This window comes from Salinilacihabitans rarus, from assembly GCF_024296665.1.
Classification (GTDB): Archaea; Halobacteriota; Halobacteria; order Halobacteriales; family Natrialbaceae; genus Salinilacihabitans; species Salinilacihabitans rarus.
This window is the reverse complement of the sequence record NZ_CP100762.1, coordinates 1,985,875-2,012,248: the sequence shown is the minus strand read 5'-3', so window position 1 is coordinate 2,012,248 and position 26,374 is coordinate 1,985,875. Positions and strand designations below refer to the sequence as shown.

The following is a 26,374-nucleotide window of genomic DNA, read 5'->3' as shown; positions in this document are numbered from 1 at the left end:
GCTCACCAGGTCTCGATCCGACCCTCGCGGACGTCCTCCGCACAGCCCTCGCAGTCGGGGTGGCCCGCCTCGTAACACGCCGGCCGATACTCCTCGTCCAGCAGCGCGGCCCGGCGCTCGGCGTAGCGGCGACAGACGATCTTCGCCCGTCCCTCGTCGTCGGTCGGCAGCCCGCTCGCGTTCTTCGCGCTCCGGTAGGCCTCGCGGGCCTCCTCGAACTGGCCGGAGCGGCGAAACTCCTCGTACCGCCGGCCCGCGTCCCGGAACGTCGAACGGAGGACGCGCTCGATCCCGTTCCCGCGTCGGTCCGTCATCTCTCCGCCGTGGGTTCGGGCGCCGGTCACATAGGCCCGTCGCCGGCCGCGACCCCTCTCGCCGCCGTTTCAGTCCCACCCGCCCCCTCTCGCCGGACCGCCGTTCCGGCGCGTGGTTTCGGCCGGAAACCGGCGCGTTCACTTTCGCTCCGGTGGCGGCACTTTAAATAGTATCGGGCGCGAAAGGCGGTATGCCTCCCGACGAGACACAGGAGGAGGCGAGGAAGCCATGAGCGAGCTACGACAGCACGCGGAAGACGTACACGACCAGTTCTCGGAGCACCTCGACCTCGACGTCGAGGACGTAGAGAAGCGATTGCACACGCTCGTCGACGAGTACAAGGTGCCGATCGACGAGGCCCGCCGCAGCGTCACCAACCACTACCTCGACGAGGCCGGCCTCGACCGCGAGGACATCGCCCGCGGCGGCAGCGAGGACGTCGACATCGAGGAGATCGACGAACCGGAGCAGTGGGTGGACCTCACCGCGAAGGTCATCGAACTCTGGGAGCCCCGTAGCGACTCCATCGCGCAGGTCGGGCTGATCGGTGACCCGACGGGCACGATCAAGTTCACCAAGTGGGCCAAGTCCGACCTCCCGAGCCTCGATGAGGGCGGCGTCTACGAACTCCGGAACGTCGTCACCGACGAGTACCAGGGCCGGTACTCGGTCAAACTCAACTCGACGACGGTGATCGAGGAGCTCGACGAGGACATCGAGGTCGGCGACGACACGAGCGAGATCGAGGGCGCTCTCGTCGCCATGCAGAGCGGGTCGGGGCTCATCAAGCGCTGCCCGACGGAGGACTGTACCCGGGTCCTCCAGAACGGCCGCTGCTCCGAACACGGCGAGGTCGAAGGCGAGTTCGACCTCCGGATCAAGGGCGTCGTCGACGACGGGATCGACGCCCACGAGGTCATCTTCGACGCCGAGGCCACCGAGGCGCTGACGGGCATCGGTCTCGAGGAGGCCAAGGAGATGGCGATGGACGCGCTGGATACGACCGTCGTCGCCGACGAGATCCGCGCGGCGGTCGTCGGCACGTACTACCGCGTCGAGGGGCCGACCTTCGGCCGGTACGTCCTCGCCGACGACGTCGAGGAACTCGACGGACCGGCGGACGCAGAGGACCTGCTGATCAAAGCGAGGTCGATGTGACATGAGCCAGACACAACTCACCCGCGAAGTCGCCCGGCGCGCCTTCGCCTCGGAGTTCAACGACGCGACGTACTCCTTCAAGGAGAGCGACGACGAGCGCGCGCCCAACTACGCGCTGCTCCCGACCGGCGAGCGTGCCAACCGCGTGTTCGTCGTCGGCACGCTCACCGAGACCGAGGACGTCGGCGAGGAGAGCGAGTACTGGCGCGGCCGGGTCGTCGACCCGACGGGGACGTTCTTCGTCTACGCCGGCCAGTACCAGCCCGAGGCCGCCGCCGTCCTGCGCGACGCCGAGCCGCCGACGTACGTCGCCATCGTGGGCAAACCCCGGACCTACGAGACCGACGACGGCACGATCAACGTCTCGCTGCGCCCCGAGTCCATCTCGGTCGTCGACGAGAACGTCCGCGACCGCTGGGTCGTCGAGACCGCCGAGCGCACCCTCGACCGCATCGAGGCGTTCCGGGAGTGGGAGGCCGAGCAGGAGGCGCCGGAAAGCGGGTCCACGGCCCCCACCAACGAGTACGCCCAGATGGCCCGCGAGCGGTACGACTCGCCCGTCGAGAACTACCGTCGCGACGTCATTCAGGCGCTCGAAAGCCTCGAGGACGTCGAAGCGACCGCCTGACGGACGACTCGACACACCACCTCCCCGTTTTCGCGACGGAACGCCGCCAGCGGCCGCGCCGGTCCGCGATTCGGTTTTCGGGGCCCGACCGTCACTCCGAGATGCCGTAGACGTCGCCGGTCCAGTCCCTCGCTCGCGTATCGTACACCGGGGCGTCGCGGTCGCGCTCGTCGAGTCGCCGGCGGTCGGCTGCGTCCAGTTCCCAGTCGAAGAGGGAGAGGTTCTCCCGGACGTGCTCGGGCGAGGAGGACTTCGGGAGGACGACGACGTCCCGCTCGACCGCCCAGCGGAGGACGATCTGTGCCGGGGTCTTCCCGTACTCGTCGGCGAGTTCCCGGACGACCTCGTCGTCGAAAATCTCCGTCCGCGCCAGCGGCGCGGCGGCCTCGACGACCGTGTCGGTCTCGTGGCAGTACTCGACGAGGTCGGGCCGCTGGAGCCACGGGTGGAACTCGATCTGGTTGACCGCGATCGGGACGTCCGAGACGTGGTGGGCGCAGCTGAGCTGGTAGGCGCTGAAGTTCGAGACGCCGACGTTGCGGACCAGCCCCTCCTCGCGGAGGTGGGCCATCGCCCGCAGGGTCTCGCGCAGCGAGATCGCCGGGTTGGGCCAGTGGATCAGGTAGAGGTCGAGGTAGTCCGTCCCGAGTCGCTCCAGTGACGCCTCGCAGGACTGGATGACGGACTCGTAGGCGAGGTTCTTCGGGAGCACCTTCGAGGTGAGAAACAGTTCCTCGCGGTCGTAGTCGGCGATCACCTCGCCGATCTCGTCCTCGTTCATGTACCCCTCGGCGGTGTCGACGTGGGTGTAGCCCGCGTCGAGCGCCGCGCGGAGAGCCTCGCGGAGGGTCTCGCCGCCGATGTCCCACGTGCCGAACCCGACGAGCGGCAGTTCGTCGCCGCTCGGGAGCGTCGCAGTCGGTGTCGTCATACCACCTTCTCCCGGGGCGCCCGCGGAGTTAATCACTTCGAAAGCGGAGGCGGGCGGCGCTCTCTCGCAGATCGGTCGTCTGACGAACCATTAAGGGGGCGCGCGCCGATGCGGGTGACATGGGCAACAAGAACAAGACGGTCTCCTTCCGGGTGAACGAGGACGCCTTCGAGGCGCTCCAGGAGATCGCCGAGGAGCGGGACATCTCGTTGTCCGCGGTCTTCCGGGACTACGTCGACAAACTCGTCGACCACGACGGCCGGGTCGCCGTCGTCCCGGAGGGGGAACTCGAGGGGGGCGCGGACGACGGCGACGACCCGTCGTTCCCGCCGACGGTCGAGGTGCCAAAGAGCTTCGTCCGCGAACACGAGCGCCTCGAACTCGAAGCCGAGCACCTCCGCGAGCAACTCGAGGAGTACCGGGGGTACGTCGCGGACCTCCGGGACCGGCTGGAGGACGAGGAAGAGGAGGTCCTGCTGCTGGACGACCTCGACGACGCGGACGAGCCCTACCAGTTACGCTAACCCACGGAGGCCGTCACTTCGCGAGGTCCCGCTTGGCCCGGCGGATCTCGTCTCGCTTCTCGTCGGCGCCGTCGACGCGCGCCAGCGCCTCCGCGGCTTCGAGCGTGCGCACCCCGTCGTCGAGAAACGAGAGCACGTCGCCGGGGTAGGCGTACACCATGTAGTCGTCGCTCATCACGTCGACGATCGCGTCCGGGCCGAGCCCCTGTGCGCGCAGTTCGAGCAGGTACCGGATGAACTTCCGCTCCGGACAGCCACAGTAGGGGTTGTCGTCGCAGTCGCAGTCGAGGAAGTCGCTGGCGAAGTCGAGCACCCGCTCGCGGGTGGCGTCGTCTAGCTTCTCGAGGCCCTCGCCCTGAAAGAGGAGGTCCAGCGTCGCCCCCTTGAACGCCCCCTTCGGGACGTTCGTCTCGAGCTGGGAGCTGAGCTGGCGGTGGTTCTTGACGTAGATTTTGTCGGTGATGGCCACGCGTTGGCGACGCTACTCGCGCCGGAGGCAAAAACCGCTCGAAAGACCGCTCGCCACGCGTTCGCACATCGTCTCGGGAGTCGTAACGTATTTGAATTGGACCGGACTACGTAGGGGTGCAAGCGCGTCCGGGTTGGGGTAGTGGTTATCCTTCAGCCTTGTGGAGGCTGAGACGCGGGTTCGATTCTCGCACCCGGACTTCCTGCGGCGAACGAATCCGTGAGCCGCGGGAATCTTCGTGGGGGATACCGCAGGCGTTCACACGGACACCGGTCGGGCGCCGAGAACCGCGCCCGCGAGCGTCAGTCCGCGGGTCGACTCTGCCCGGAGGGGCTGAACGTGCCGCTCTCCTGGATGATGTTGAGCGCGGTCATCAGGTCGCTTCGCGAGATCAGGCCGACGAGGCCGCCGTGCGCGTCGACGACGAGCAGGCGGCCGATGCCGTCCCGTTGCATCTGCTCGATGGCGGTCATCGCGTCGGCCTCCGGCGGGATCGTCTTCAGGTCGGTGGTCATCACTTCCTCGACGGCGTAGGCGTCGCGCTCGACCGGCCTGACCTCCTGAGCGTCCGACAGCGTCACGAGACCGACGAGGTCGCCGTTCTCGATGACGGGGTAGCCGGTGTGGCGCTCGGTGAACATCCGCCGGACGAGTTCGGCGACGGTGGTCTCCGGCGAGACCGTGTGCAGGTCGCGTGCCGGCGTCATGATGTCTGCGACGCTGACGTCCTGGAAGGCGGCTTTCATCGTCACCTGCTGGGCCTCGCTCGACGCGGCGATGTAGACGAAGAAGGCGACGCCGATGAGGAGGATGTTCGGGCCGAGCAGGCCGATGAGCCCCATCACCACCGCGAAGAACTTGCCGACGCCGGCGGCCTGCTGGGTGGCCTTCGCGTACGGCCGGGTCCGGGCGAGGAAGGCCCGCAGCACTCGGCCCCCGTCCATCGGGAACGCGGGGATCATGTTGAACACCGCCAGCGCGACGTTCAACATGGCGAGGTAGCCGAGGACGAACTGGACGCCGTCGAAACTCGCCGGCGTCGCGAGAAACGCGGCGTAGGAGACGACGCCGACGAGGACGCTGACGATCGGCCCCGCGATGGCGATGTTGAGTTCCTGGCGCCAGTCCTCGGGCATATCCGAGAGCGCCGCGATGCCGCCGAACAGCCAGAGCGTGATGGAGTCGATCGGAAAGCCGTACCGCTGGGCCGTCAGCGAGTGGCCGAGTTCGTGCAGGACGACCCCGACGAACAGTCCGATCGCGGCCGTGAGTCCGAGCACCCACGGACTCCGCCCGTCGGTGACGGCGTCGACCGAAATCTCGGCGCCCAGTTCGCCGTTGAGAATCTCGACGATCGGCACGATCTGTGCCCCGATGAGGTAGGCGAACAGGGGCAGGACCAGCAAGAACGTCAGATCCAGCTTGATCGGGATGCCAAACAGCGACCCGATCCGGAAACTCCTCATGCACAACCCTACCGGCGGAACCGTCTTAAACACGACGACGACGGCGACCGTACGACGGCGTCGCCTCGGATCGTCGCGTGGCGGCCCGACCGCGTCGCGTGATACCACGCCTCGATATCGATATAATCACGTAGGTACAGCTTATCACGGCTATTATCCGGTGGGGGATACCGTTATATACGGGTTCGTGGTGCGGTTCGATGACCATGCCACAGCAACTCGCCACGCCCCGCATCGACCCGCTGCCGGACGACGTGGAGTCGGCACACGCGAAACTGGTGTTGCTCTACCTCGAAGCCACCGGCGGCGCCACGGCCGACGAACTGAACGACGTCCTCGGACTGAAGAAACTCTCCGTCCTGAGCGTGGTGCGCTCGCTCTCGACCGCCGGCCTCGTCGAACGGGACGGCGACGAGTACCTGCCCCGTCGCTGAGAGCGCCGTCGGACGCGACGACGTGACGTGGCGAGTTCGCCGCCGATTTTCGCGCCGAGTTTCCGGGCGGCGACCGGGGCGAACTGTACCGTCGGAAGGACGGTTCGAAGGCTTTATCCGCTCGGTAGGCTTCGCTTCGGGTAAGTAACCATGGCCGACAAACCCGCCTCCATGTACCGGGAGATCAGTAAACCGGCCTACACGCGCCGCGAGTACATTACTGGCATCCCGGGCTCGAAGATCGCACAGCACAAGATGGGCGACATCGGTGCCGATCCGGACGACTACCCGGTCCAGATCAGCCTCGTCGTCGAGGAGGAGTGCCAGATCCGCCACGGCAGCCTCGAAGCCGCGCGCCTCTCGGCGAACCGACACATGCTCAAGAACGCCGGGGAGGGCAACTACAAGATGATCCTCCGGAAGTTCCCCCACCACGTCATCCGGGAGAACAAGCAGGCGACGGGCGCGGGCGCGGACCGCGTCTCCGACGGCATGCGGCAGGCGTTCGGCAAGATCGTCGGCACCGCCGCGCGCATCCAGAAGGGCGACCGCCTCTTTACCGTCTGGTGTGACGTCGACGACGCCGACTTCGCCAAGGACGCCTTCCGGCGCGCTTACAACAAGATCTCGCCGCCGTGTCGGATCGTCGTCGAGCGGGGCGAAGAGAAGCTGATCGCCTGAGCCCGGCACGCTCGTTTTCGACTTCTCCCGGCCGACAGCCCCGGCCCCGTCCGGGCGCACGCGGCGACCGTCGAGGCGGAGATTCGCAACGGCGGCGGTCGAGGCGAGGTCGAGGTCGCCGTCGGCGCCGAGGGCGACCTGCCGTCCGGACCGCGGACGATCACCCTCGAAGCGGACGCCACCGAGTCGGTCACCTTCGAGGGGGCCTCTCTCGGCGCGGTCCGCGGCGTCGATGTGACGGTGCGGACGACTCGCGGCTGGTAGCTTTTTGCCCCCGCGCTCTCTCTGAGAGACCGAATGATCGAACTCGCGGTCGCCAACCGACAGGAGACCTTCGAGCGAATGCGCGAACCGCTCGCGGAGCGCGGCGTCCGGGCGCGACACGTGCGCGTACGGGAACGAACCGTCCCGCTGGGGGCGGACGCGCCGTGGTCGCCCGACGAGTTCGACGTCGGCTTCGTCTACCCCGGGCGACTGATGGAAGGCGGCGTCGCGGACGCGCTGCTCGGGGTGCCGTGGCTCAACGGCCGGGAGGCGGTCTCGACCTCGCGCAACAAGGCCGGCGTGCTCGCGCGCCTCGGCCGCGCGGGCGTCCCGGTGCCGGAGTCGGTCTACGTGTCGAGTCCGGTCGATGAGTCGGCGCTCCGGGCGGTCTTCGAGCGGTTCGAGCCCCCGGTCGTCGTCAAGCCGAACTCGACGACCCGCGGCGTCGGCGTCGCGAAGGCCGCGGACCTCGACTCCTTTCTCGGGATCTGTGACTACCTCGGACTGGTCCACGATTACCGCGCGACCGGCGACAAGTCGTTTCTCGTCCAGGAGTACGTCCCCGACGCCGTCGACTACCGCGTGATGGTTCTGGAGGGCGAGTACGTCGGCGCGGTCGAGCGGCGGCTGCCGGCGGGCGCCCGCGAGCGCGGCCGCTGGAAACACAACGTCCACCGCGGCGCCGAGGCGACGGGGGTCGAACTGCCCGACCCGTTGTGCGACCTCGCGGAGTCGGTCGCCCGCGAACTCGACGTCCCGTTTCTCGGGGTCGACCTGCTCGTCGCGGACGATCGCACCGTCGTCGCCGAGACGAACGCCCGGCCGACGATCGACGCGGCGACGAAGTACGAGCCGGACTTCTACGACCGGCTGGCCTCGGCGATCCGCACGCGCACGGAAGGTTAGCTCGTGTTCCGGGCGCCGCCGTCGACCAGCAGCGACTCGGCGGTCACGTGCCCCGCCATGTCGCTCGCGAGGAACGTCACCGCGTTGGCGACGTCCTCGGGCTGGCCCAGCTTTCGCAGCGGGATCGTCGCCTTCAGGGCCTCGCCCTGCTCCGTGCCGACCACGGGGAAGTCCTCGGTCGTCAGCGCCGTCTCCACCTCGCCGGGGTGGACGGCGTTGACCCGGATGCCGTGGGGGCCGAGGTCGTCGGCGAGCGCGTACGTCAGGTTCCGGACGCCGGCTTTCGCCGCGCAGTAGGGGGCGATCTCGCCGTACCCCTGCAGGCCGGCGAGACTCGAGACGTTCACGATCGCGCCGCCCTCGCCCCGTTCGACGAGCCGCGTCGCGGCGATCTTCGAGCCGAGGAAGACGCTGTCGAGGTTGATCGCCATCAGGTCGCGGTAGTCCTCGAAGGGAATCTCGGTGATCGACCCCATCGGGCCGAAGATGCCCGCGTTGTTGACCATGACGTCGAGGCCGCCGAACGCCTCGGCGGCGTCGACCGCGGCCCGCAGGTCGTCGGCCTCGGTCACGTCGCAGTCGACGTACGCCGCGTCCGCGTCGGTCTCCGTCCGGATCCGCTCGTGGGTCGGGGTGCCGCCCTGCCGGGGCTCCTCCCGTACGTCGGCGACGACGACGTTCGCTCCCTCCTCGGCGAACCGCGTCGCGACCGCCCGTCCGATCCCGCTCGCAGCGCCCGTTACGACAGCCGCCTTTCCGTCGAGTAACGCGTTCATGGGAAGCGAGTAGTTTGTCGAAGTGTCGACGTATCAATCCAGCGACGGGGACGAGCGTGGTCGGTCACCGAGTGGGCGGCCCGCGCCGACGAGGGCGCGGCGGAACCCGGGGCGACGTCCGACCGACCGTCGACCTCGAGCAACCGGCCGACGACGCCGACGCCGTGGTGTCGATGTTCGTGCTCGTCGCTGCGGGTATCGTTCTGGGAGGCGCAGTAACGGCGACTGTCGAGGGTTCCCGAGCGGTCGGAGAGCGGGCGCCGGCGGACGGTTACTCGAGGTCGATGTCCGAGGAGCCGTCGGCCGGGTCGAAGACGACTTCGAGGACGCCGTTGTTGTAGGTCGCGGTGGCGGTGTGTTCGTCGACGCGGCGGGGCAGGGAGATGCGCTCGTCGTACTCCCGGTGGTCGCTCCGGGCGGAGATGGTGAGGTGTTCGCCGTCGCACTCGAGGTCGATGTTCTCCTTCTCGACGCCCGGCAGGTCCGCGACGACGCGGAGTTCGTCGTCCGTCTCGTGGATGTCGACGTGCGTGTCCGCGCCGAACCCGGTCTCGACGCCCGCGTTCGACTCGAAGTCGACGTTCGCGCCGCCCATCATCTCGTTCATCATCCGCTCGATCTCGCGAAAGAAGTCGTCGAAGGGTTCGTCGCGGTCGTCTCGGCGCATGGGCAACGGTAGGGAAGGCAACGGCAAAAACCCTTTCCCCGTCCTGAGATTTCTCAGTCGGCGGCGGTGCGGTCGACGGTCCGGCGGGGGCGGTCCTCGAGACGGCCGAAGCCGATGCCGAGGCTCTCGTTCGTGAGCGCTCGACTCTCGGGACCGTCGAGGCTGCCCGTCAGCGCCCGCAGGGCGTCGACGTTCTCGGGGACGACGTCTGACTCCTGGTGGATGGCCTGCATACAGTAGAGGTCCCGTCCCTGGAGGGTGACCGACTCCTCCCAGATGCAGTTCTCCCAGATGTCCCCGCGCGGGCGGCCGGCGTCGGCGGCGAAGTCCTTGAGCGTGCCGGCGCCGTCGATGCCGGCGTAGCCCGGCACGGTGACGATGCGGTCCTCGTCGGCGAGGAGGTCCCGGACCGCCGCCTCGTCGTCGGGTTCCTCCGCGAGCGTGACGTTGATCGAGTGGACGTGCATCATCGTCGTGGGGACCTTCAGGCCGACGGTGTCGATCGAGAGGTCGGGGAAGATCGTCCGGACGTCCGGGCCGTGGTGGGAGGGGACGGAGACGGGGTCCGGGACGGCGTCGTTGATCGGGCCGCGGCCGGTCTGGGTCGGGTCGCCGCCGCGGCGGACGAGCGTCGCACGGACCTTCTCGATGCCGTAGGTCTCGTAGAGGGGGGCGACCAGCCGCGAGAGCCCCGTCGTGTTACAGGAGACGACGCGGACGTACTCGGCGTCGGCGGCCTCCTCGAAGTTCGCCCGGGAGTTGAAGCTCACCTCGGCGACGGTGGCGTCCTCGCCGCCCTGGAACAGCGCGGGAGTGTCGTGGCGCTCGTACAGCGGGCGGTTCTCGGCGCCGACCCCGGAAGGCGTTGCGTCGATCACGACGTCGCTGTCGGCGACCAGTTCGTCGACGGTGCCGGCGACGGCGACGCCGATCTCCCGGAACCCATCGATCCGCTCGCCGTCGACGGCGTACAGCGGGTAGCCGGCCTCCGCCGCTCCGACGGCGACGTAGTCCGGGCTCACCTTGGCGACGCCGCGGACCTCCATGTCAGGTTGCGCTCGAACCGCGTCCGCGACGCGTTTGCCGATGGTTCCGTACCCGTTGATTCCGACCCGGAGCATACGGATCCACCTCCACCGGCCGCGCCCATAATTGTTTCGTCCCAGCTGATAGATTTTAACTCGAAATTGAGTAATCGGCGACCAAACCGCCCCACGTAGGTGTGGTATAGTGTACACACGTGCGGAATTAGACACATACGAAACTGGATACGAGTGCGACTCCGCACGACGGGTTTCTCGCGGCCGCCGCGCGGCGAGTCGCCGCGACGAGCGACGACACTGGTATGTCTGGCCGCGTGGAAAAACGCATTTAACGCTGGGCGACCAATTACTCGAATATGAGTGAACATTCATACGAAGGTGGCAGTCCGGCGGGGGATACCGTACGCATCGGCCTCAACGGCTTCGGGCGGATCGGCCGCAACGTCCTGCGCGCGTCGCTCGACTACGACGGGGTCGAAATCGTCGGCATCAACGACGTGATGGACGACGACGACATGGAGTACCTGCTCCGGTACGACTCGGTCCACGGGCGCCTCGAAAACGTCGAGCGCGACGGCGACACCCTCCGGGTCGGCGAGCAGGAGATCCAACTCATCAACGAACGCGACCCCTCGCAGCTCCCGTGGGACGACCTCGACGTCGACGTCGCCTTCGAGGCGACCGGGCTGTTCCGCACGTACGACGACGCGGCCCAGCACCTCGACGCGGGCGCGGACAAGGTCCTCATCTCGGCGCCGCCGAAAGGCGAGAAGGAGGTCCTGACGATCGTCTACGGCGTCAACCACGACGAGTACGACGGCGAGGACGTCGTCTCGAACGCCTCCTGTACGACGAACTCCGTCGCGCCGGTCGTGAAGGTCCTCGAAGAGGAGTTCGGCATCGAGTCGGGCCTGCTCACGACGGTCCACGCCTACACCGGCACGCAGAACCTGATCGACGGCCCGCTGAGCAAGCGCCGCCGCGGGCGCGCCGCCGCCGAGAACATCATCCCGACGACGACCGGCGCCGCCATCGCCACCACCGAGGTCCTGCCCCAGCTCGAGGGTAAACTCGACGGGATGGCGATGCGCGTCCCCGTCCCGAACGGCTCGATCACCGACCTCACCGTCGACCTCGAAGCCGACGTCACCGAGGACGACGTCGCCGACGCCGTCCGCGAGGCCGCCGACGGCGAACTCGCCGGCGTGCTCGGCTACACCGACGAGGAGATCGTCTCCCGGGACGTCGTCGGCATGCCGTTCTCCTCGTACGTCGACCTCGAGTCGACGATGGTCCTCGAAGGCGGCCTCGTGAAGGTGCTGACGTGGTACGACAACGAGTACGGCTTCTCGAACCGGATGCTCGACCTCGCGACGCACGTCGTCGCCCAGACCGAGGACGCCGAGGCCGCGGCCCGGTAGATCGGACCGATCCACCCCTTTTAAGCGCTCTCGCCGCCCCCGTACACCTATGTTCCAGACGATCGACGACCTCGAGCCCGGACAGCGGCTGCTGGTTCGCTGTGACCTGAACTCCCCCGTCGAGGACGGCACCGTACAGGACAACCGCCGGTTCAGCCGCCACGCCGAGACCCTGCGCGAACTGCTCGCCGACGACCACGCCGTCGCCGTCCTCGCCCACCAGGGCCGGCCCGGCCGCGACTCGTTCGTCTCGCTCGAACAGCACGCCGACGTCCTCGCGGACCACCTCGACCGCGAGGTCGGCTTCGTCGCCGACACCTTCGGCGAGGAGGCGCTCGCGGCGATCCGCGACCTCGAGGGCGGCGACGTGCTCGTCCTCGAGAACGCACGGATGTGCGACGAGGAACTCCCCGAGGAGGACCCCGAAGTGAAGGCCGAGACGGAGTTCGTCCGAACGCTCGCCCCCGAGTTCGACGCCTACGTCAACGACGCCTACTCGGCGGCCCACCGCTCGCACGCCTCGCTGGTCGGCTTCCCGGTCGTCATGGACGCCTACGCGGGCCGGGTGATGGAGGCCGAGTACACCGCCAACTCCGCGATCCAGACCCGCGAGTTCGACGGCCCCGTCACGATGGTGCTCGGCGGGACCAAAGCCGAGGACCTCATCCCGGTCATCGAGCGCGTCGACGACACCGTCGACCGGTTCTGTCTCGGCGGCATCGTCGGCGAACTGTTCCTGCGGGCCGCGGGCCACGACGTCGGCTACGACGTCGACGGCACCGAGTTCTTCGACCACCAGTGGGACGACCACGCCGACACCATCGAGCGCATCCTCGACGAGTACGGCGACCGCCTCCACCTCGCGACCGACCTCGCCTACGAGGGCGACGACGGCGAGCGCGCCGAGGCCCCCGTCGAGGGTCTCGCGAAGGACACCTCCTACCTCGACGTCGGCTCCGAGACCGCCGACGCCTACGCCGACCTCGTCCGCGACTCCGAGGCGGCCTTCGTCAAGGGTGCGCTCGGCGTCTTCGAGGACGAGCGCTTCGCCCACGGCACCGTCGAGGTCCTGCGGGCCATCGCCGAGACGGACTGCTTCTCGGTCGTCGGCGGCGGCGACACCTCGCGGGCGGTCGACCTCTACGACCTCGACGCCGAGGACTTCTCGCACGTCTCGATCGCCGGCGGGGCCTACGTCCGCGCGCTGACGGGCGAACCGCTCGTCGGCGTCGAGGTCCTCGAACGAGAGGCCTGAGGTCGCCGGGACCGCCACGTTGATAGGGCTGGTCTCCGCACCGACCGCCCGTGTCGCTCGACCCGGACGTCGATCCCGAACCCGCGGCCGACGCCGACCTCGACGCGGCCACGACCCTCGCGCTGGCGGAGGCGAAGGCCACCTTCGAGTACCAGGTCCAGCGCCTCCGCGAGATCGACAGCAAGGCGATCGAACTCCTGAAGGCGAACCTGCTTATCATCGGGGTGTTCGTCACCGCCCTCTCGATCGTCGGGCAGGCGGGGCTGGACGTCGCGGCGTTCGTCAACGTCCACACCGGCGTCGGCGCGCTCCTGTTGCTGGTGTCGACGGCCATCGCCGGCGTCACCTACACCGCCTCGAACCTCCGGGGCGGCGTCGACCGGACCGCGCTGGAGGCGGCGCTCGCGGACGAGGCGTTCGCGGAGACGCTCCTGCGAAGCTACGGCGAGTGGATCGAGCACAACGCCGAGGTCACCGCCGTCAACGACGCGCTCGTCACGGTCACCGTCCTGCTCGTGATCGACGCCTTCGTCTACTTCGTCGCCGGCGTCGCCGCCGGCGCCCTCGGCCTCTCGACGGCGGCCGTCGCGGCGTCGTTTCTCGGCCTGACGCTCGCGCTCGCGCCGGCGAACCGCCTCGCCTACCACATGGACCACATCGACGCGACCGGCCGGCCGCCGGCCGACGCGGAGACGTTCGAGGGCATCCGCCTCTCGAAGGGCGGGTCCCGAAGCCGCGGCCACGACTCCCTCCGGCGGATGCTGCGGGGCGGCGACGAGGAGTGACCGCGAGTCGCACCGCATCCCAGAAGGCATAACCGCCCGCCCCGCGCACGCCCAGATATGTCCGACCTTCGTCCGCCGGCCGAGACGGCCCTCCGACAGTGTCTCGACCTCCAGCCCGACGAGTCCTGTGCGATCGTCACCGACGACGAGCGCGAAGCGATCGGCGAGGCGCTCTACGAGGTAGCCAGCGGGATCACCGACGACGCGACGATCGTTCGCTACCCGCCGGGCGAACAGCACGGGGCCGAGCCACCGGCGCCGGTCGCGGCCGCCCTCCGCGAGGCCGACGCGTTCCTCGCGCCGACGACCAAGAGCCTGAGCCACACCCGGGCGCGCTCGCGGGCGACCGAGGCGGGCGCCCGCGGCGCCACCCTCCCGGGGATCACCGAGGAGGTGTTCACCACGGGGCTGGACGCCGACTACGACCGCATCCGCGAGGCGTGCGAGCGTACCATCGAGCAGGTCGCCGGCGCCGCGGAGGTCCGCGTCGAGACCGACCGCGGGACGGACGTCACCTTCCGCCCCGGCGACCGCGAGTGGCTCGACGACACCGGCGACGTGACCGACCCCGGTACGTTCTCGAACCTCCCCGCCGGCGAGGTGTTCGTCAGCCCCGCGTCCGCCGACGGCACGGTCGTCGTCGACGGGACGATGATGCCCTACGGCCTCCTCGACGACGGGCAGACGGTCGAGTTCACCGTCGAGGACGGCCTCGTCACCGACATCGCGGACGACGAGGTCCGCGAGCAGGTCGCGGCCGCCGCCGAGGAGGTCGGCGACGCCGCGTACAACCTCGCGGAACTCGGCGTCGGGACGAACGTCGCGGTCACCGAACTCGTGGGCTCGGTCCTGCTCGACGAGAAGGCCGGCGGGACGATCCACGTCGCCATCGGCGACGACGCGGGCATCGGCGGCGACACCGAGGCGCCGATCCACCTCGACGGGATCGTGCGGGAGCCGACGGTGTACGCGGACGGGGAGGAAGTCGAACTTCCGCGAAACTAGCGAACGACGTCGCTCTCCGCGCCCGTCCCCCCGAGACGCCGTCCAATCGCCTTTTACGGCCGCGGCGTGTACGCCGTTCCATGAGCGACACTCAGGACCGGATCCCGACGACCTGCCCCTCGTGCTCGCCGGAGCTCGAGACGGTCCACGAGGTGCTCTCGCCGGGCGGCGGGGCCCTCACCGTCCGCTGTGGCGAGTGCGGGCACGTCCACAAGATCCAGCCCGAACGCGAGCGCGAAGTGACCCTCGACGTGGTCGTCTCCCAGGAGGGCGAATCGTTCACGGCGAACGTCACGACCCCCGAAGACGAGACCGTCGCCGTCGGCGACGAGTTCCTCCTCGAAACCGAGGAGGTGCTGGCGACCGTCCGCGTGACGAGCGTCGAGGTCGGCGACGACCGCCGCGTCGAGGAGGCCCCCGCCGACGAGGTCCGGACCGTCTGGACCCGCGAGGTCGACAACGTCGCCGTCGACGTGACGATCCACCCGAAGGACGGCCGCCGCGACGACAGCCGGAGCGTCACCGTCTACGTCCCCGGCGACTACGAGTTCGCGGTCGGGGCCGTCGAGGAGTTCGGCGACGACGAGTTCGAGGTCGACGCCTTCGTCGTCCGGGGGGACGCGACGGGCTACCGCCGCGACCGATACGAACACGAGGGCGACACCGTCCTCGCGAAAGACGCCAAGCGCGTCTACGCCTTCGACCAGACGACGTCGGCCTGGTCGGCGTGGTAACGTGACCGACGATCCGACGGGCCCGGACGACGCGGACGAGTTCGCGTCGGCCCGCGAGCGGATGGCCGACGCCGTCGCCCGGCAGACCGACGCGAGCGACCGCGTCCGCCGCGCGCTCGCGGCCGTCCCCCGCCACGAGTTCGTCCCGCCGGGTCGTCGGACCGCCGCCTACGAGGACCGGCCGCTGCCGATCGGCGACGGCCAGACGATCAGCGCCCCGCACATGGTCGCCATCATGGCGGACCTGCTCGACCTCGAACCCGGCGACGAGGTCCTCGAGATCGGCACCGGCTGTGGCTACCACGCCGCGGTCACCGCCGCACTCGTCGGCGACGGGAACGTCTACAGCGTCGAGTACGGCGCCGACCTCGCGGAGCGCGCCCGGGAGACCCTCGCCGACCTCGGCTACGGGGGCGTCTCCGTCCGCACCGGCGACGGCCGCGAGGGCTGGCCCGAGCGGGCCCCCTTCGACGCCGCCTACGTGACCTGCGCGGCGCCGTCGTTCCCCGACCCCGTCGTCGAGCAGGTCCGCACCGGCGGCCGCCTCCTCGCGCCCATCGGGAGCGCCCGACAGACGCTCGTCTTCGCGTACAAGCGCGAGGACGGGTCGCTCGACCGCGAGGACCACGGCGCGGTCCGGTTCGTCCCGCTGCGCGGCTGATGGCCGTTCTCCCACCGTTTTGGTCCGCCCCTCTCTCCAGCGGGCACGGCCGCTCTCGACTCGAATCTCGACACCGAGCCCCTGCTGTTGCTGCGCGCCGATCGCGACGACTGACGGGTGCGCGTACGGGACCGGTACCGCGAGTGGCCGGCCGACGCCGGCCGGTCGCGACAGCGGCGTCGCCGTCGGCGGATGCGCAAGCGGGCCATTGATTACCGACGGGGCGATACCGGGCGTATGGACCTCGCGGTACTGCGCGAGGACATGGTCGACGGGCTGACCCACGAGTCCAAGGCCGTCCTCGCCGACGGCGCCCTCGCCGACGCGATGGGCGCCGTCCCCCGTCACGAGTTCGTCGAGGACGAGCGGGTCGCCTACGCCGACCGCGACCACGAGTGTCTCGGGACGCGCGTCCTCTCGCCGTCCACCGTCGCGCGCCTGCTGGAGGCGCTCTCCGCGCGCGAGGGACACTCGACGCTCGTCGTCGGCGCCGGCGTCGGCTACACCGCCGCCGTCCTCGCGGAACTCGTCGGCGAGGCGAACGTCCACGCGGTCGACATCGCCCGCCCGGTCGTCTACGAGGCGCGAGCCAACCTCGAACGGGCCGGCTACGGCGGCGTCCTCGTGGACTGTCGCGACGGCGCCCGGGGGCTACCGGAGTACGCCCCGTTCGACCGCATCCTCGTCGAGGCGGCCGCGGTCGCCCCGCCGCAGGCGCTTCTCGACCAACTGGCCGACGGCGGACGGCTGGTGTACCCGAAGGGCGCCCACCGCCAGCGCCTCGAAGCCGTCTCGGCGGACGGCTCGACCGAGGCGTTCGGGGCGGTCTCGTTCGACCCGCTGCTCGTCGACGGCGAACAGACGGGCGCGGTCGAGCGCAACCGGACCGCCCGCGAGGACGTCGAGCACGCGATCGCCCGCTCGCAGTCCCGTGCCGGCTGGGAACAGGAGTGGATCGAGTGGGACTGAGGGTTCGAGTCGGTAGTATCGCTATCCGGCAGATTGGGTCCCGGTTGGGGGTCTGACACCGGTACGTTGATTGAGGTGTGCCCGCACCGCCGAGTCGATTCCCGTCCACGGCACTCGATTTTCATCTGCCGTTGAACGGCGTCTTTGATCTCCTTCTTACGGAATTTTCCCGTCGAATTCGTAATCAGCAGCCCAGTTGATGGATGGGTGATCTATGCGCGCTTCGAACCGAAGTTCCATTTTCTGTTCGGTCGCGTCGTCGATTCCGATCCAATAGAGACGATCGTTCTCCGGGTATCGAACGAGAAACCCATCGATTTCTTCGTGATACGTCCTTTCGTGATACTGGCCGTCTTTCGTCGTCTGTGAGTGCGTGTTGAACCGTATCGTCCGTTCTTTGTTTCGCCACGCGGTTTTACACTGCACTCGATAGAGGTTTTCTTCGTCGTCGACCACGAGGTCGTACCTGTCGTTGTCGCCGAAAGGGATCGCGACGCTGTAGCCATCCGCGACGAGGTGCGAGATAATTACCGCCTCCGTTTCGTCACCGATGTCTTTCGAGTTACCCACGTCGGTTCTGGTCTCGTATTATTACTTAATCTATAGGTTGGTCGCGTAGTCTGAACTCACGCTGACCGAATTTACGGACGAGAAACTGGACCGTTCGAGCGCGCGAGACCGAACGCTCGCGAATCGAGAATCCGAGAAAGCGCCCGAGGCGGGATTTGAACCCGCGTCACAACCGTGACAGGGTTGTATGATGGGCCACTACACCACCCGGGCTCGCAACTCATCGTTCCCCGGTCGAAGTATTAAGGCTTTCCAATCGGGAGACGTGTGGTACGGCGAAACGGGGCACGGGAGACGGTTGGCGAGTTGATAGCTCCCGGAAGGGCTATAACCGATACCGGGCAACCGTCAGGTGTGACAGTCGCTCCCGGTCAGGGTAGCCGGTCCGGGTAGCCACGCTTTTGGATTCGAGTTAGAAACCGTTAAATGGCTGCCGCCGATAGGTGTCTGTAGTATCTCGTGACAGCCGCTTCTCTCGTTAGCCCAGACCAACACATGGTAGACGTAAGCCAACACGAACTCGTTCCGGAGCACACCGTCCTCGACGAAGAGACCCTCGAGGGCGTGCTCGAGGAGTACGACATCGACCGCACAGACCTGCCGAAAATCAAACGCACCGATCCGGCGCTTCCCGACGAGGCGGAGGTCGGGGACGTCATCAAGATCGTCCGGGACTCGCGAACGACCGACCAAGCCGTGGTCTACCGACTCGTGGTAGAATAGATGGACATGGAACTGAACCGAACGACACGACGCGACATTTCGAGGGAGTACTTCTCGCGGGAACGGCTCGCCGAACACCACTACCGATCGTTCAACGCCTTCCTCACCCGCGGCATGCAGGAGGTCGTCGACGAGAAGGCGACGATCGACACCGACATCGGCGACAAGGAGGGCGAGGAACCGGTACACGTCGAACTCGGCGACGTGCGCGTGGTGACCCCCCGGGTTCGGGAGGCCGACGGCTCCGAAGAGTTGCTCTATCCGCAGGAGGCCCGGCTTCGCAACATCACCTACTCCGCGCCCGTCTTCATGGAGATGTCGATCGTCAAGGGCGAGGAGAGCGACCAGCGGGTGGTCGACCAGACCGAGACCAAGATCGGCCGGATGCCGATCATGGTCGGCTCCGAGAAGTGCAACATCGCGGGCTTCTCCGACGAGGAACTGATCGAGATCGGCGAGGACCCCGCCGATCCCGGCGGCTACTTCATCGTCAACGGCTCCGAGCGAGTGCTGATGACCAGCGAGGACCTCGCGCCGAACAAGATCCTCGCCGAGTACGACACCAAGTACGGCGACGAGATCCAGGTCGCGAAGACGTTCAGCCAGCGGCGGGGGTACCGCGCGCTCGTCCTCTGTGAGCGGACGCGCAACGGACTGCTCGAGGTCTCGTTCCCCTCCGTCTCGGGCTCGATCAACTTCGTGACGCTCGTGCGCGCGCTCGGGCTGGAGTCCGACGAGGAGATCGTCCACCGGGTCTCGAACGACCCGGAGATCGTCAAGTACATGCTCGAGAACTTAGAGGAGGCCGAGGTCCAGACGAAAGAGGAGGCCATCGAGGCCCTCGGTCGCCGGGTCGCCTCCGGCCAGGGCAAAAACTACCAGCTCAAACGCGCCAACTACGTCATCGACCGCTACCTCCTGCCGCACCTCCACGAGGACGGCGTCGACGAGGAGGACGTCCGGATCAACAAGGCCCACTACCTCTGCCGGATGGCCGAGGCCTGTTTCGAACTCGCGCTCGGGCGCCGCGAGGCCGACGACAAGGACCACTACGCGAACAAGCGGCTCAAAGTGTCGGGCGACCTGATGAAAGACCTGTTCCGGACGGCGCTGAACAAGCTGGCCCGCGACGTGAAGTACCAGCTCGAACGGGCGAACATGCGCAACCGCCAGCTGTCGGTCAACACCGTCGTCCGCTCGGACGTGCTGACCGAACGGCTCGAACACCCCATCGCGACGGGCAACTGGGTCGGCGGGCGCTCCGGCGTCTCCCAGCTCGTCGACCGGACCGACTTCATGGGGGTTCTGAGCCACCTGCGCCGGCTGCGCTCGCCGCTGTCACGGTCGCAGCCGCACTTCGAGGCGCGGGACCTGCACGCGACCCAGTGGGGTCGCATCTGCCCCTCGGAGACTCCCGAGGGACCGAACTGTGGCCTGGTGAAGAACTTCGCGCAGGCGATGGAGCTCTCCCAGGACGTCGAGGACGAACAGGAACTCAAACGCGAACTGGCGTCGATGGGTGTCCAGGGCATCCCTGGCCTCGAGGGCGTCGACCGAACCCCCGCAGACGACTGACATGAGTAGTCAACAACGAGAAGCCAAGGTGTACGTCAACGGGTCGCTCGTCGGGACCCACCCGGACCCCCACGAGCTGGCCGAACAGATCCGCGAAGCGCGTCGCATCGGCGACGTCAGCGAGATGGTCAACGTCTCGGTGAAAGAGCGCACCCGCGAGGTGATCGTCAACGCCGACGCCGGTCGCGCGCGACGCCCGCTGCTGGTCGTCGAGGACGGCGAGCCGCGCATCTCCGAGGAGGAGATCGGGGCGCTGCGCGATGGCGACCTCGAGTTCGAGGACCTCGTCGACCACGGCTACATCGAGTTCATCGACGCCGAGGAGGAAGAGGACATCTACGTCGCCGTCGACGAGGACGAACTCACCGACGATCACACCCACCTCGAGATCGACCCCTCGCTGATCTTCGGGATCGGCGCGGGGATGATCCCCTACCCCGAGCACAACGCCAGCCCGCGCATTACCATGGGCGCGGGGATGATCAAGCAGTCGCTGGGGCTGCCGGCCGCCAACTACCGGATCCGGCCGGACACCCGCCAGCACCTGCTGCACTACCCGCAGCTCTCGATGGTCAAGACCCAGACCACCGAGCAGATCGGCTTCGACGACCGCCCCGCGGCCCAGAACTTCGTCGTGGCCGTGATGAGCTACGAGGGGTTCAACATCGAGGACGCGCTGGTCATGAACAAGGCCAGCGTCGAGCGCGCGCTCGCCCGCTCGCACTTCTTCCGGACCTACGAGGGCGAGGAGCGCCGCTACCCGGGCGGTCAGGAGGACCGCTTCGAGATCCCCTCCCAGGACGTCCGCGGGGCCCGCGGCGAGGAGGCCTACGCCCACCTCGACGAGGACGGCCTCGTCAACCCCGAGACGAAGGTCGACGAGAACTCCGTCCTGCTGGGCAAGACCTCGCCGCCGCGGTTCCTCGAGGAACCCGACGACATGGGCGGGCTCTCGCCCCAGAAGCGCCGCGAGACCTCCGTGACGATGCGCTCGGGCGAGTCGGGCGTCGTCGACACGGTCACGCTGATGGAGGGCGAGGACGGCTCGAAGCTCTCGAAGGTCTCCGTGCGCGACGAGCGCATCCCCGAACTCGGGGACAAGTTCGCCAGCCGCCACGGCCAGAAGGGGGTCGTCGGCCACCTTGCGCCACAGGAGGACATGCCGTTCACCGAGGAGGGGGTCGTGCCGGACCTCGTCGTCAACCCGCACGCGCTGCCCTCGCGGATGACCGTCGGGCACATCTTGGAGATGATCGGCGGCAAACTCGGCGCGATGGAGGGGCGACGGGTCGACGGCACGCCGTTCCTCGGCGAGGACGAGGAGGACCTCCGGAAGGGTCTGGAAGAGTCGGGCTTTGACTCCGCCGGCAAGGAGGTCATGTACTCGGGCGTGACGGGCGAGAAGATCGAGGCCGAGATCTTCGTGGGCGTGATCTTCTACCAGAAGCTCTACCACATGGTCTCGAACAAACTGCACGCCCGCTCGCGCGGGCCGGTGCAGGTGCTCACCCGCCAGCCCACCGAGGGCCGCGCCCGCGAGGGCGGGCTCCGTATCGGGGAGATGGAGCGCGACGTCTTCATCGGTCACGGCGCCGCGATGACGCTCAAGGAGCGCCTGCTCGACGAGTCCGACCGCGAGTTCATCCACGTCTGTGGCAACTGCGGGATGAGCGCGGTCGAGAACGTCGAGCAACGCCGGGTCTACTGTCCGAACTGCGACGAGGAGACCGACATCCACGAGATCGAGATGAGCTACGCGTTCAAGCTCCTGTTAGACGAGATGAAGGCACTCGGCATCGCGCCGCGACTCGAACTGGAGGACGCCGTCTAAGATGATCAGAAACACCACACCGAAGGACATCGGATCGATCAACTTCGGGCTCATGGAGCCCGAGGAGTACCGGGAGATGAGCGCGACGAAGATCATCACGGCCGACACCTACGACGACGACGGCTTCCCCATCGACATGGGGCTGATGGACCCCCGACTCGGCGTGATCGATCCCGGTCTGGAGTGCAAGACCTGCGGGAAACACTCGGGGTCGTGTAACGGCCACTTCGGCCACATCGAACTCGCCGCGCCCGTCATCCACGTCGGCTTCACGAAGCTCATCCGGCGCCTGCTGCGTGGGACCTGCCGGGAGTGTTCGCGGCTGCTCCTGACGGAGGAGGAGAAAGACGAGTTCCGCGACCAGATCGTCGAGTCGCGAAAGCTGGGTCGGGACCTGAACGAGGTGACGAAGGCGGCGATCAGGCAGGCCCGCAAGAAGGACCGCTGTCCCCACTGCGGCGAGATCCAGTACGACATCGAACACGAGAAGCCGACCACGTACTACGAGGTCCAGCAGGTCCTCACCAGCGAGTACTCCCAGCGTATCGCCGCGGCGATGCAGGGCGGCGAGGACGAGGAGCGGACGACGCCGGACGAACTCGCCGCGGAGACCGAGATCGAACTCTCGCGGATCAACGAGATCCTCTCGGGATCGTTCCGCCCACGCGAGGGCCAGCGCAAGGCCATCGAGAAGGCACTCGGCATCGACCTCACCGAGGAGGACACGAACAAGCTGATGCCCTCGGACATCCGCGACTGGTTCGAGGACATCCCGGACGAGGACATCGAGGTGCTGGGCATCGACCCCGAGCGCTCCCGGCCCGAGTGGATGATCCTGACGGTGCTGCCGGTACCGCCCGTGACGGCACGGCCGTCGATCACCCTCGACAACGGCCAGCGCTCCGAGGACGACCTCACGCACAAGCTGGTCGACATCATCCGGATCAACCAGCGGTTCATGGAGAACCGCGAGGCCGGCGCTCCCCAACTCATCATCGAGGACCTGTGGGAACTGCTGCAGTACCACGTCACGACGTTCATGGACAACGAGATCAGCGGGACGCCGCCGGCCCGCCACCGCTCCGGCCGGCCGCTGAAGACCCTCTCCCAGCGGCTCAAGGGCAAGGAGGGCCGATTCCGCGGCTCGCTGTCCGGGAAGCGCGTGAACTTCTCCGCGCGGACGGTCATCTCGCCGGACCCGACGCTTAGCCTGAACGAGGTCGGCGTCCCCGACCGCGTGGCAAAGGAGATGACCCAGACGATGAACGTCACCGAGCGCAACCTCGCCGACGCCCGGCGCTACGTCCGCAACGGCCCCGAGGCCCACCCGGGCGCGAACTACGTGCGCCGGCCGGACGGCCGCCGGCTGAAGGTGACCGAGAAGAACTGCGAGGAGCTCTCGGAGAAGATCGAACCCGGCTGGGAGGTCAACCGGCACCTCATCGACGGCGACATCGTCATCTTCAACCGCCAGCCGTCGCTACACCGGATGTCGATCATGGCCCACGAGGTCGTGGTCATGCCGTACAAGACCTTCCGGCTGAACACCGTCGTCTGTCCGCCGTACAACGCCGACTTCGACGGCGACGAGATGAACATGCACGCCCTCCAGAACGAGGAGGCCCGCGCCGAGGCCCGCGTCCTGATGCGCGTCCAGGAGCAGATCCTCTCCCCGCGCTTCGGCGAGAACATCATCGGCGCGATCCAGGACCACATCAGCGGGACCTACCTGCTGACCCACGACAACCCGCGCTTTAACGAGACGCAGGCGCTCGACCTCCTGCGGGCGACCCGGATCGACGAACTGCCCGAGCCGAGCGGCATCGACGACGAGGGCGAGCCGTTCTGGACCGGCCGGGACGTCTTCTCGGAACTGCTGCCCGACGACCTCAACCTCGAGTTTACGGGCACGACGGGCGAGCAGGTCACCATCGAGGACGGCCAGCTCGTCTCCGGCACCATCGCCGAGGACGAGGTCGGCGAGTTCGGCGGCGAGATCGTCGACACGATCACGAAGGTCTACGGCAACACGCGCGCGCGGATCTTCATCAACGAGGTCTCGACGCTGGCGATGCGTGCGATCATGCACTTCGGGTTCTCGATCGGCATCGACGACGAGACGATCCCGGCGGAGGCGCGCTCGCGCATCGACGAGACCATCGACGACGCCTACGACCGCGTCGAGGAGCTGATCGAGGCCTACGAGCGGGGCGAACTGGAGTCCCTGCCGGGTCGGACGATCGACGAGACCCTCGAGATGAAGATCATGCAGACGCTCTCGCGGGCCCGCGACAACGCGGGGAACATCGCCGAGGAGCACTTCGACGAGGACAACCCCGCGGTCGTCATGGCGACCTCCGGGGCCCGCGGGTCGATGCTCAACCTGACCCAGATGGCCGGCTGCGTCGGCCAGCAGGCGGTTCGCGGCGAGCGAATCAACCGCGGCTACGAGAACCGCACGCTCAGCCACTACCAGGAGAACGACCTCTCCGCGGAGGCCCACGGCTTCGTCGAGAACTCCTACACGGCCGGGCTCACCCCGCGGGAGTTCTTCTTCCACGCGATGGGCGGTCGCGAGGGGCTGGTCGACACCGCCGTGCGAACGTCGAAGTCCGGCTACCTCCAGCGGCGGCTGATCAACGCCCTCTCCGAACTCGAAACGCAGTACGACGGCACCGTCCGCGACACCAGCGACACCATCGTCCAGTTCGAGTTCGGCGAGGACGGCACCTCGCCGGTGAAGGTCTCCTCGGGCGAGGAACACGACATCGACGTCGATCAGATCGCCGACCGCGTCATCGAAGCCGAGTTCGACTCCGAGGAGGAACGCGAGGCGTTCATCGGCACCACGCCGCGGCCGACGAACCTCTCGGAGCACGCGGACAGTCGTCGCACCCCCGAGGGCGCGGAGGTGAGCTCCGATGACTGAACTCGAGTACGACGTGGGCGAGGACGTGATCGCGGTCGTCGAGGACACCGACCTCCCCCGGCGGCTCAAGGACCGCGTCTACGAGACGATCGAGGCCCGCGACGGCGTCACGACCGAGCAGGCCGACGAGATCGCGACGGCCGTCGAGAACCGCTACCTCGACACGCGGGTCGACCCGCTCGACCCCGTCGGGACGGTCTCGGCGCAGTCGATCGGCGAACCCGGCACCCAGCTGACGATGAACACGTTCCACTACGCGGGGGTCGCCGAGATCGACGTCACCCAGGGGCTGCCGCGGCTGATCGAACTCGTCGACGCCCGGAAGACCCCGGACACGCCGATGATGACCGTCCACCTGGAAGACGAGTTCGCTACCGAGCGCGAGAAGGCCCACGAGGTCGTCTGGAAGATCGAGGCGACGAAGATCCTCGCGCTGGGCGACGTCTCGACGAACGTCGCGGACATGCGGGTACAGATCTCGCTCAACCGCGACACGCTCGAAGAGCGGATGATCACGCCCGAGGAGGTCGCCGAGATCATCGAGGACCACCTCGGCGTCGAGGCCATCCAGCGGGAGACGACCGTCGAGTTCGGCCCCGAGGAACCCTCGTACCGGGACCTGCTCCAGCTGGTCGAGGAGCTGCGGGACATCACGTTCAAGGGGATCGAGGACATCTCGCGGGTCGTCATCCGCCGCGAGGAGCGCGAGGCGCAGGGCGCCTCGGACGGAGACGACGGTGAGGAGTTCGTCCTCTACACCGAGGGGTCGGCCTTCGGCGACGTCCTGGAGATCGATGGCGTCGACGCGACGCGGACGACGACGAACAACATCCACGAGATCTACCGCAACCTCGGCGTCGAGGCGGCCCGCGAGGCGATCATCGAGGAGACGAACAACACGCTCGCCGAGCAGGGGCTGGACGACGTCAACGTCCGCCACCTGATGCTCGTCGCGGACATCATGACCAACCGCGGCGAGATCGAGTCGATCGGCCGCCACGGCATCTCCGGCTCGAAGGACTCCGTTCTGGCGCGGGCGGCGTTCGAGGTGACGGTCAACCACCTGCTCAACGCGGCGATCCACGGCGAGGTCGACGACTTAAACGGCGTCACGGAGAACGTCATCGTCGGCAAGCCGATCAAGCTGGGCACCGGCGACGTCGACCTCCGGATGGGCTCGACCAGCCCGAAGGCCGACTGAAGCTGATGGGCGTCACGCTCGACGACGACGCCCGCCGCACGCTCGCGCTGTTCGAGGAGGTGACGGGCGCGACCGGCCGCGACTGCGTCCGTCAGGACGGCCGCCTGCTGGTCGTCGTCGAACCGGGCGAGATGGCCACGGCCATCGGCCCCGGCGGCCGCCGCGTCCGACGGTTCGAGGAGCGGGTCGACCGGTCCGTCCGCCTCGTCGAGGGCGCCGACGAACCCGCGGCGTTCGTCGCGAACGCGCTCGCGCCGGCCGCCGTCTACAACGTCACGCTCAGCGAGAACGCCGGCACCGTCGCCTACGTCGAGGTCGCAAGCGAGGACCGCGGCGTCGCCATCGGCAGCGACGGCCGGACCATCGAGGCCGTGCGGACGCTCGCGGACCGGCACTTCGGCATCGACGACGTGCAGTTGCTCTGAGGGCCGCGCTCCCGACCCGGAACTATAC

At 68.0% G+C, this 26,374-nt stretch carries 27 protein-coding genes and 2 tRNA genes; 20 read left to right on the top strand and 9 right to left on the bottom strand.

Annotation, left to right across the window (positions count from 1 at the left end; translation table 11 throughout):
• Positions 1 to 2 precede the first annotated feature (2 nt).
• Positions 3 to 314 (bottom strand): DUF7091 family protein, encoded by a 312-nt coding sequence (locus tag NKG98_RS10530; RefSeq protein WP_254765880.1) that lies wholly within the window; start codon positions 312 to 314, stop codon positions 3 to 5.
• Between the two features lie 229 nt (positions 315 to 543).
• On the opposite strand from NKG98_RS10530, the gene NKG98_RS10525 reads away from it, so the two are divergent.
• Both NKG98_RS10525 and NKG98_RS10520 read left to right on the top strand, forming a co-directional pair.
• Positions 544 to 1,473 (top strand): replication factor A, encoded by a 930-nt coding sequence (locus NKG98_RS10525; protein ID WP_254765879.1) that lies wholly within the window; start codon positions 544 to 546, stop codon positions 1,471 to 1,473.
• Position 1,474: 1 nt separating this feature from the next.
• The gene (locus NKG98_RS10520; protein WP_254765878.1) at positions 1,475 to 2,101 is read left to right on the top strand and encodes an RPA family protein; all 627 of its coding nucleotides are present in this window, start codon (positions 1,475 to 1,477) and stop codon (positions 2,099 to 2,101) included.
• A gap of 91 nt (positions 2,102 to 2,192) precedes the next feature.
• Here NKG98_RS10520 and NKG98_RS10515 read toward each other — a convergent pair whose 3' ends face one another.
• Positions 2,193 to 3,032, bottom strand: coding sequence for an aldo/keto reductase (locus NKG98_RS10515; RefSeq protein WP_254765877.1), 840 nt, complete (start codon positions 3,030 to 3,032; stop codon positions 2,193 to 2,195).
• A gap of 119 nt (positions 3,033 to 3,151) precedes the next feature.
• Between NKG98_RS10515 and NKG98_RS10510 the strand changes: the two genes are divergently transcribed.
• Positions 3,152 to 3,556 (top strand): DUF8146 domain-containing protein, encoded by a 405-nt coding sequence (locus NKG98_RS10510; RefSeq protein ID WP_254765876.1) that lies wholly within the window; start codon positions 3,152 to 3,154, stop codon positions 3,554 to 3,556.
• A 13-nt stretch (positions 3,557 to 3,569) separates the two neighbouring features.
• On the opposite strand, the gene NKG98_RS10505 is transcribed toward NKG98_RS10510, so the two are convergent.
• Positions 3,570 to 4,025, bottom strand: coding sequence for a DUF5814 domain-containing protein (locus NKG98_RS10505; protein ID WP_254765875.1), 456 nt, complete (start codon positions 4,023 to 4,025; stop codon positions 3,570 to 3,572).
• A gap of 127 nt (positions 4,026 to 4,152) precedes the next feature.
• Here NKG98_RS10505 and NKG98_RS10500 point away from each other — a divergent pair.
• A tRNA-His gene (locus NKG98_RS10500) sits at positions 4,153 to 4,224 on the top strand.
• Between the two features lie 103 nt (positions 4,225 to 4,327).
• On the opposite strand, the gene NKG98_RS10495 is transcribed toward NKG98_RS10500, so the two are convergent.
• Positions 4,328 to 5,491 (bottom strand): CBS domain-containing protein, encoded by a 1,164-nt coding sequence (locus NKG98_RS10495; RefSeq protein WP_254765874.1) that lies wholly within the window; start codon positions 5,489 to 5,491, stop codon positions 4,328 to 4,330.
• Positions 5,492 to 5,691: 200 nt separating this feature from the next.
• Here NKG98_RS10495 and NKG98_RS10490 point away from each other — a divergent pair, with 200 nt between their 5' ends.
• The 3 genes from NKG98_RS10490 (at position 5,692) to NKG98_RS10480 (ending at position 7,776) form a co-directional block, all read left to right on the top strand.
• A complete protein-coding gene (locus tag NKG98_RS10490) occupies positions 5,692 to 5,925 on the top strand; it encodes a MarR family transcriptional regulator (RefSeq protein WP_254765873.1) in 234 nt (77 codons plus the stop codon).
• A 150-nt stretch (positions 5,926 to 6,075) separates the two neighbouring features.
• Entirely contained in the window at positions 6,076 to 6,606 is a 531-nt protein-coding gene (locus NKG98_RS10485) for a 50S ribosomal protein L16 (protein ID WP_254765872.1), read from the top strand.
• 297 nt (positions 6,607 to 6,903) lie between these two features.
• Positions 6,904 to 7,776, top strand: coding sequence for an ATP-grasp domain-containing protein (locus NKG98_RS10480; protein WP_254765871.1), 873 nt, complete (start codon positions 6,904 to 6,906; stop codon positions 7,774 to 7,776).
• Here NKG98_RS10480 and NKG98_RS10475 read toward each other — a convergent pair.
• The 3 genes from NKG98_RS10475 to NKG98_RS10465 form a co-directional block, all read right to left on the bottom strand.
• Positions 7,773 to 8,552 carry an SDR family oxidoreductase gene (locus NKG98_RS10475; RefSeq protein WP_254765870.1) on the bottom strand — a complete coding sequence of 260 codons (780 nt, stop codon included), beginning with the start codon at positions 8,550 to 8,552 and terminating at the stop codon, positions 7,773 to 7,775. The genes NKG98_RS10480 and NKG98_RS10475 overlap by 4 nt on opposite strands.
• A gap of 271 nt (positions 8,553 to 8,823) precedes the next feature.
• The gene (locus NKG98_RS10470; protein WP_254765869.1) at positions 8,824 to 9,219 is read right to left on the bottom strand and encodes an Hsp20/alpha crystallin family protein; all 396 of its coding nucleotides are present in this window, start codon (positions 9,217 to 9,219) and stop codon (positions 8,824 to 8,826) included.
• 53 nt (positions 9,220 to 9,272) lie between these two features.
• A complete protein-coding gene (locus tag NKG98_RS10465) occupies positions 9,273 to 10,340 on the bottom strand; it encodes a type II glyceraldehyde-3-phosphate dehydrogenase (RefSeq protein ID WP_254765868.1) in 1,068 nt (355 codons plus the stop codon).
• A 278-nt stretch (positions 10,341 to 10,618) separates the two neighbouring features.
• On the opposite strand from NKG98_RS10465, the gene gap reads away from it, so the two are divergent.
• From gap to NKG98_RS10430, 7 genes are all read left to right on the top strand, one after another.
• Entirely contained in the window at positions 10,619 to 11,683 is a 1,065-nt protein-coding gene (gene gap, locus NKG98_RS10460; RefSeq protein WP_254765867.1) for a type I glyceraldehyde-3-phosphate dehydrogenase, read from the top strand.
• A gap of 49 nt (positions 11,684 to 11,732) precedes the next feature.
• Positions 11,733 to 12,938, top strand: coding sequence for a phosphoglycerate kinase (locus NKG98_RS10455; protein WP_254765866.1), 1,206 nt, complete (start codon positions 11,733 to 11,735; stop codon positions 12,936 to 12,938).
• 50 nt (positions 12,939 to 12,988) lie between these two features.
• Positions 12,989 to 13,723, top strand: a complete 735-nt coding sequence (locus NKG98_RS10450) for a hypothetical protein (protein ID WP_254765865.1) — start codon at positions 12,989 to 12,991, stop codon at positions 13,721 to 13,723.
• Between the two features lie 57 nt (positions 13,724 to 13,780).
• On the top strand, positions 13,781 to 14,728 hold the full coding sequence (locus tag NKG98_RS10445) for an aminopeptidase (RefSeq protein WP_254765864.1): 948 nt from the start codon (positions 13,781 to 13,783) through the stop codon (positions 14,726 to 14,728).
• Between the two features lie 80 nt (positions 14,729 to 14,808).
• Positions 14,809 to 15,462 (top strand): HVO_0476 family zinc finger protein, encoded by a 654-nt coding sequence (locus tag NKG98_RS10440; RefSeq protein ID WP_254765863.1) that lies wholly within the window; start codon positions 14,809 to 14,811, stop codon positions 15,460 to 15,462.
• 1 nt (position 15,463) lies between these two features.
• The gene (locus tag NKG98_RS10435) at positions 15,464 to 16,123 is read left to right on the top strand and encodes a protein-L-isoaspartate(D-aspartate) O-methyltransferase (RefSeq protein ID WP_256558412.1); all 660 of its coding nucleotides are present in this window, start codon (positions 15,464 to 15,466) and stop codon (positions 16,121 to 16,123) included.
• Positions 16,124 to 16,360: 237 nt separating this feature from the next.
• Entirely contained in the window at positions 16,361 to 17,092 is a 732-nt protein-coding gene (locus tag NKG98_RS10430; protein WP_254765862.1) for a protein-L-isoaspartate O-methyltransferase family protein, read from the top strand.
• Between the two features lie 156 nt (positions 17,093 to 17,248).
• Here the strand turns inward: NKG98_RS10430 and NKG98_RS10425 are convergent, their stop codons facing one another.
• Together NKG98_RS10425 and NKG98_RS10420 are read right to left on the bottom strand one after the other, a co-directional pair.
• Positions 17,249 to 17,662, bottom strand: coding sequence for a group I intron-associated PD-(D/E)XK endonuclease (locus NKG98_RS10425; RefSeq protein ID WP_254765861.1), 414 nt, complete (start codon positions 17,660 to 17,662; stop codon positions 17,249 to 17,251).
• A gap of 140 nt (positions 17,663 to 17,802) precedes the next feature.
• Positions 17,803 to 17,875: transfer RNA gene (locus NKG98_RS10420), tRNA-Asp, on the bottom strand.
• Positions 17,876 to 18,157: 282 nt separating this feature from the next.
• Between NKG98_RS10420 and NKG98_RS10415 the strand changes: the two genes are divergently transcribed.
• Genes NKG98_RS10415 through NKG98_RS10390 form a run of 6 tightly spaced genes read left to right on the top strand, consistent with a single transcriptional unit; the run spans position 18,158 to position 26,346 of the window.
• Entirely contained in the window at positions 18,158 to 18,385 is a 228-nt protein-coding gene (locus NKG98_RS10415; protein WP_254765860.1) for a DNA-directed RNA polymerase subunit H, read from the top strand.
• Positions 18,386 to 19,960, top strand: a complete 1,575-nt coding sequence (locus NKG98_RS10410; RefSeq protein ID WP_254765859.1) for a DNA-directed RNA polymerase subunit B'' — start codon at positions 18,386 to 18,388, stop codon at positions 19,958 to 19,960.
• 1 nt (position 19,961) lies between these two features.
• Positions 19,962 to 21,791, top strand: a complete 1,830-nt coding sequence (gene rpoB / locus NKG98_RS10405; protein WP_254765858.1) for a DNA-directed RNA polymerase subunit B — start codon at positions 19,962 to 19,964, stop codon at positions 21,789 to 21,791.
• Between the two features lie 4 nt (positions 21,792 to 21,795).
• Positions 21,796 to 24,720: a DNA-directed RNA polymerase subunit A' gene (locus NKG98_RS10400; RefSeq protein WP_254769460.1), complete on the top strand. Its 2,925-nt coding sequence runs from the start codon at positions 21,796 to 21,798 to the stop codon at positions 24,718 to 24,720.
• A complete protein-coding gene (rpoA2, locus tag NKG98_RS10395) occupies positions 24,713 to 25,921 on the top strand; it encodes a DNA-directed RNA polymerase subunit A'' (RefSeq protein ID WP_254765857.1) in 1,209 nt (402 codons plus the stop codon). Before NKG98_RS10400 ends, rpoA2 begins: the two co-directional genes overlap by 8 nt.
• Before the next feature lie 5 nt (positions 25,922 to 25,926).
• Positions 25,927 to 26,346 carry a NusA-like transcription termination signal-binding factor gene (locus NKG98_RS10390; protein WP_254765856.1) on the top strand — a complete coding sequence of 140 codons (420 nt, stop codon included), beginning with the start codon at positions 25,927 to 25,929 and terminating at the stop codon, positions 26,344 to 26,346.
• Positions 26,347 to 26,374: the final 28 nt, after the last annotated feature.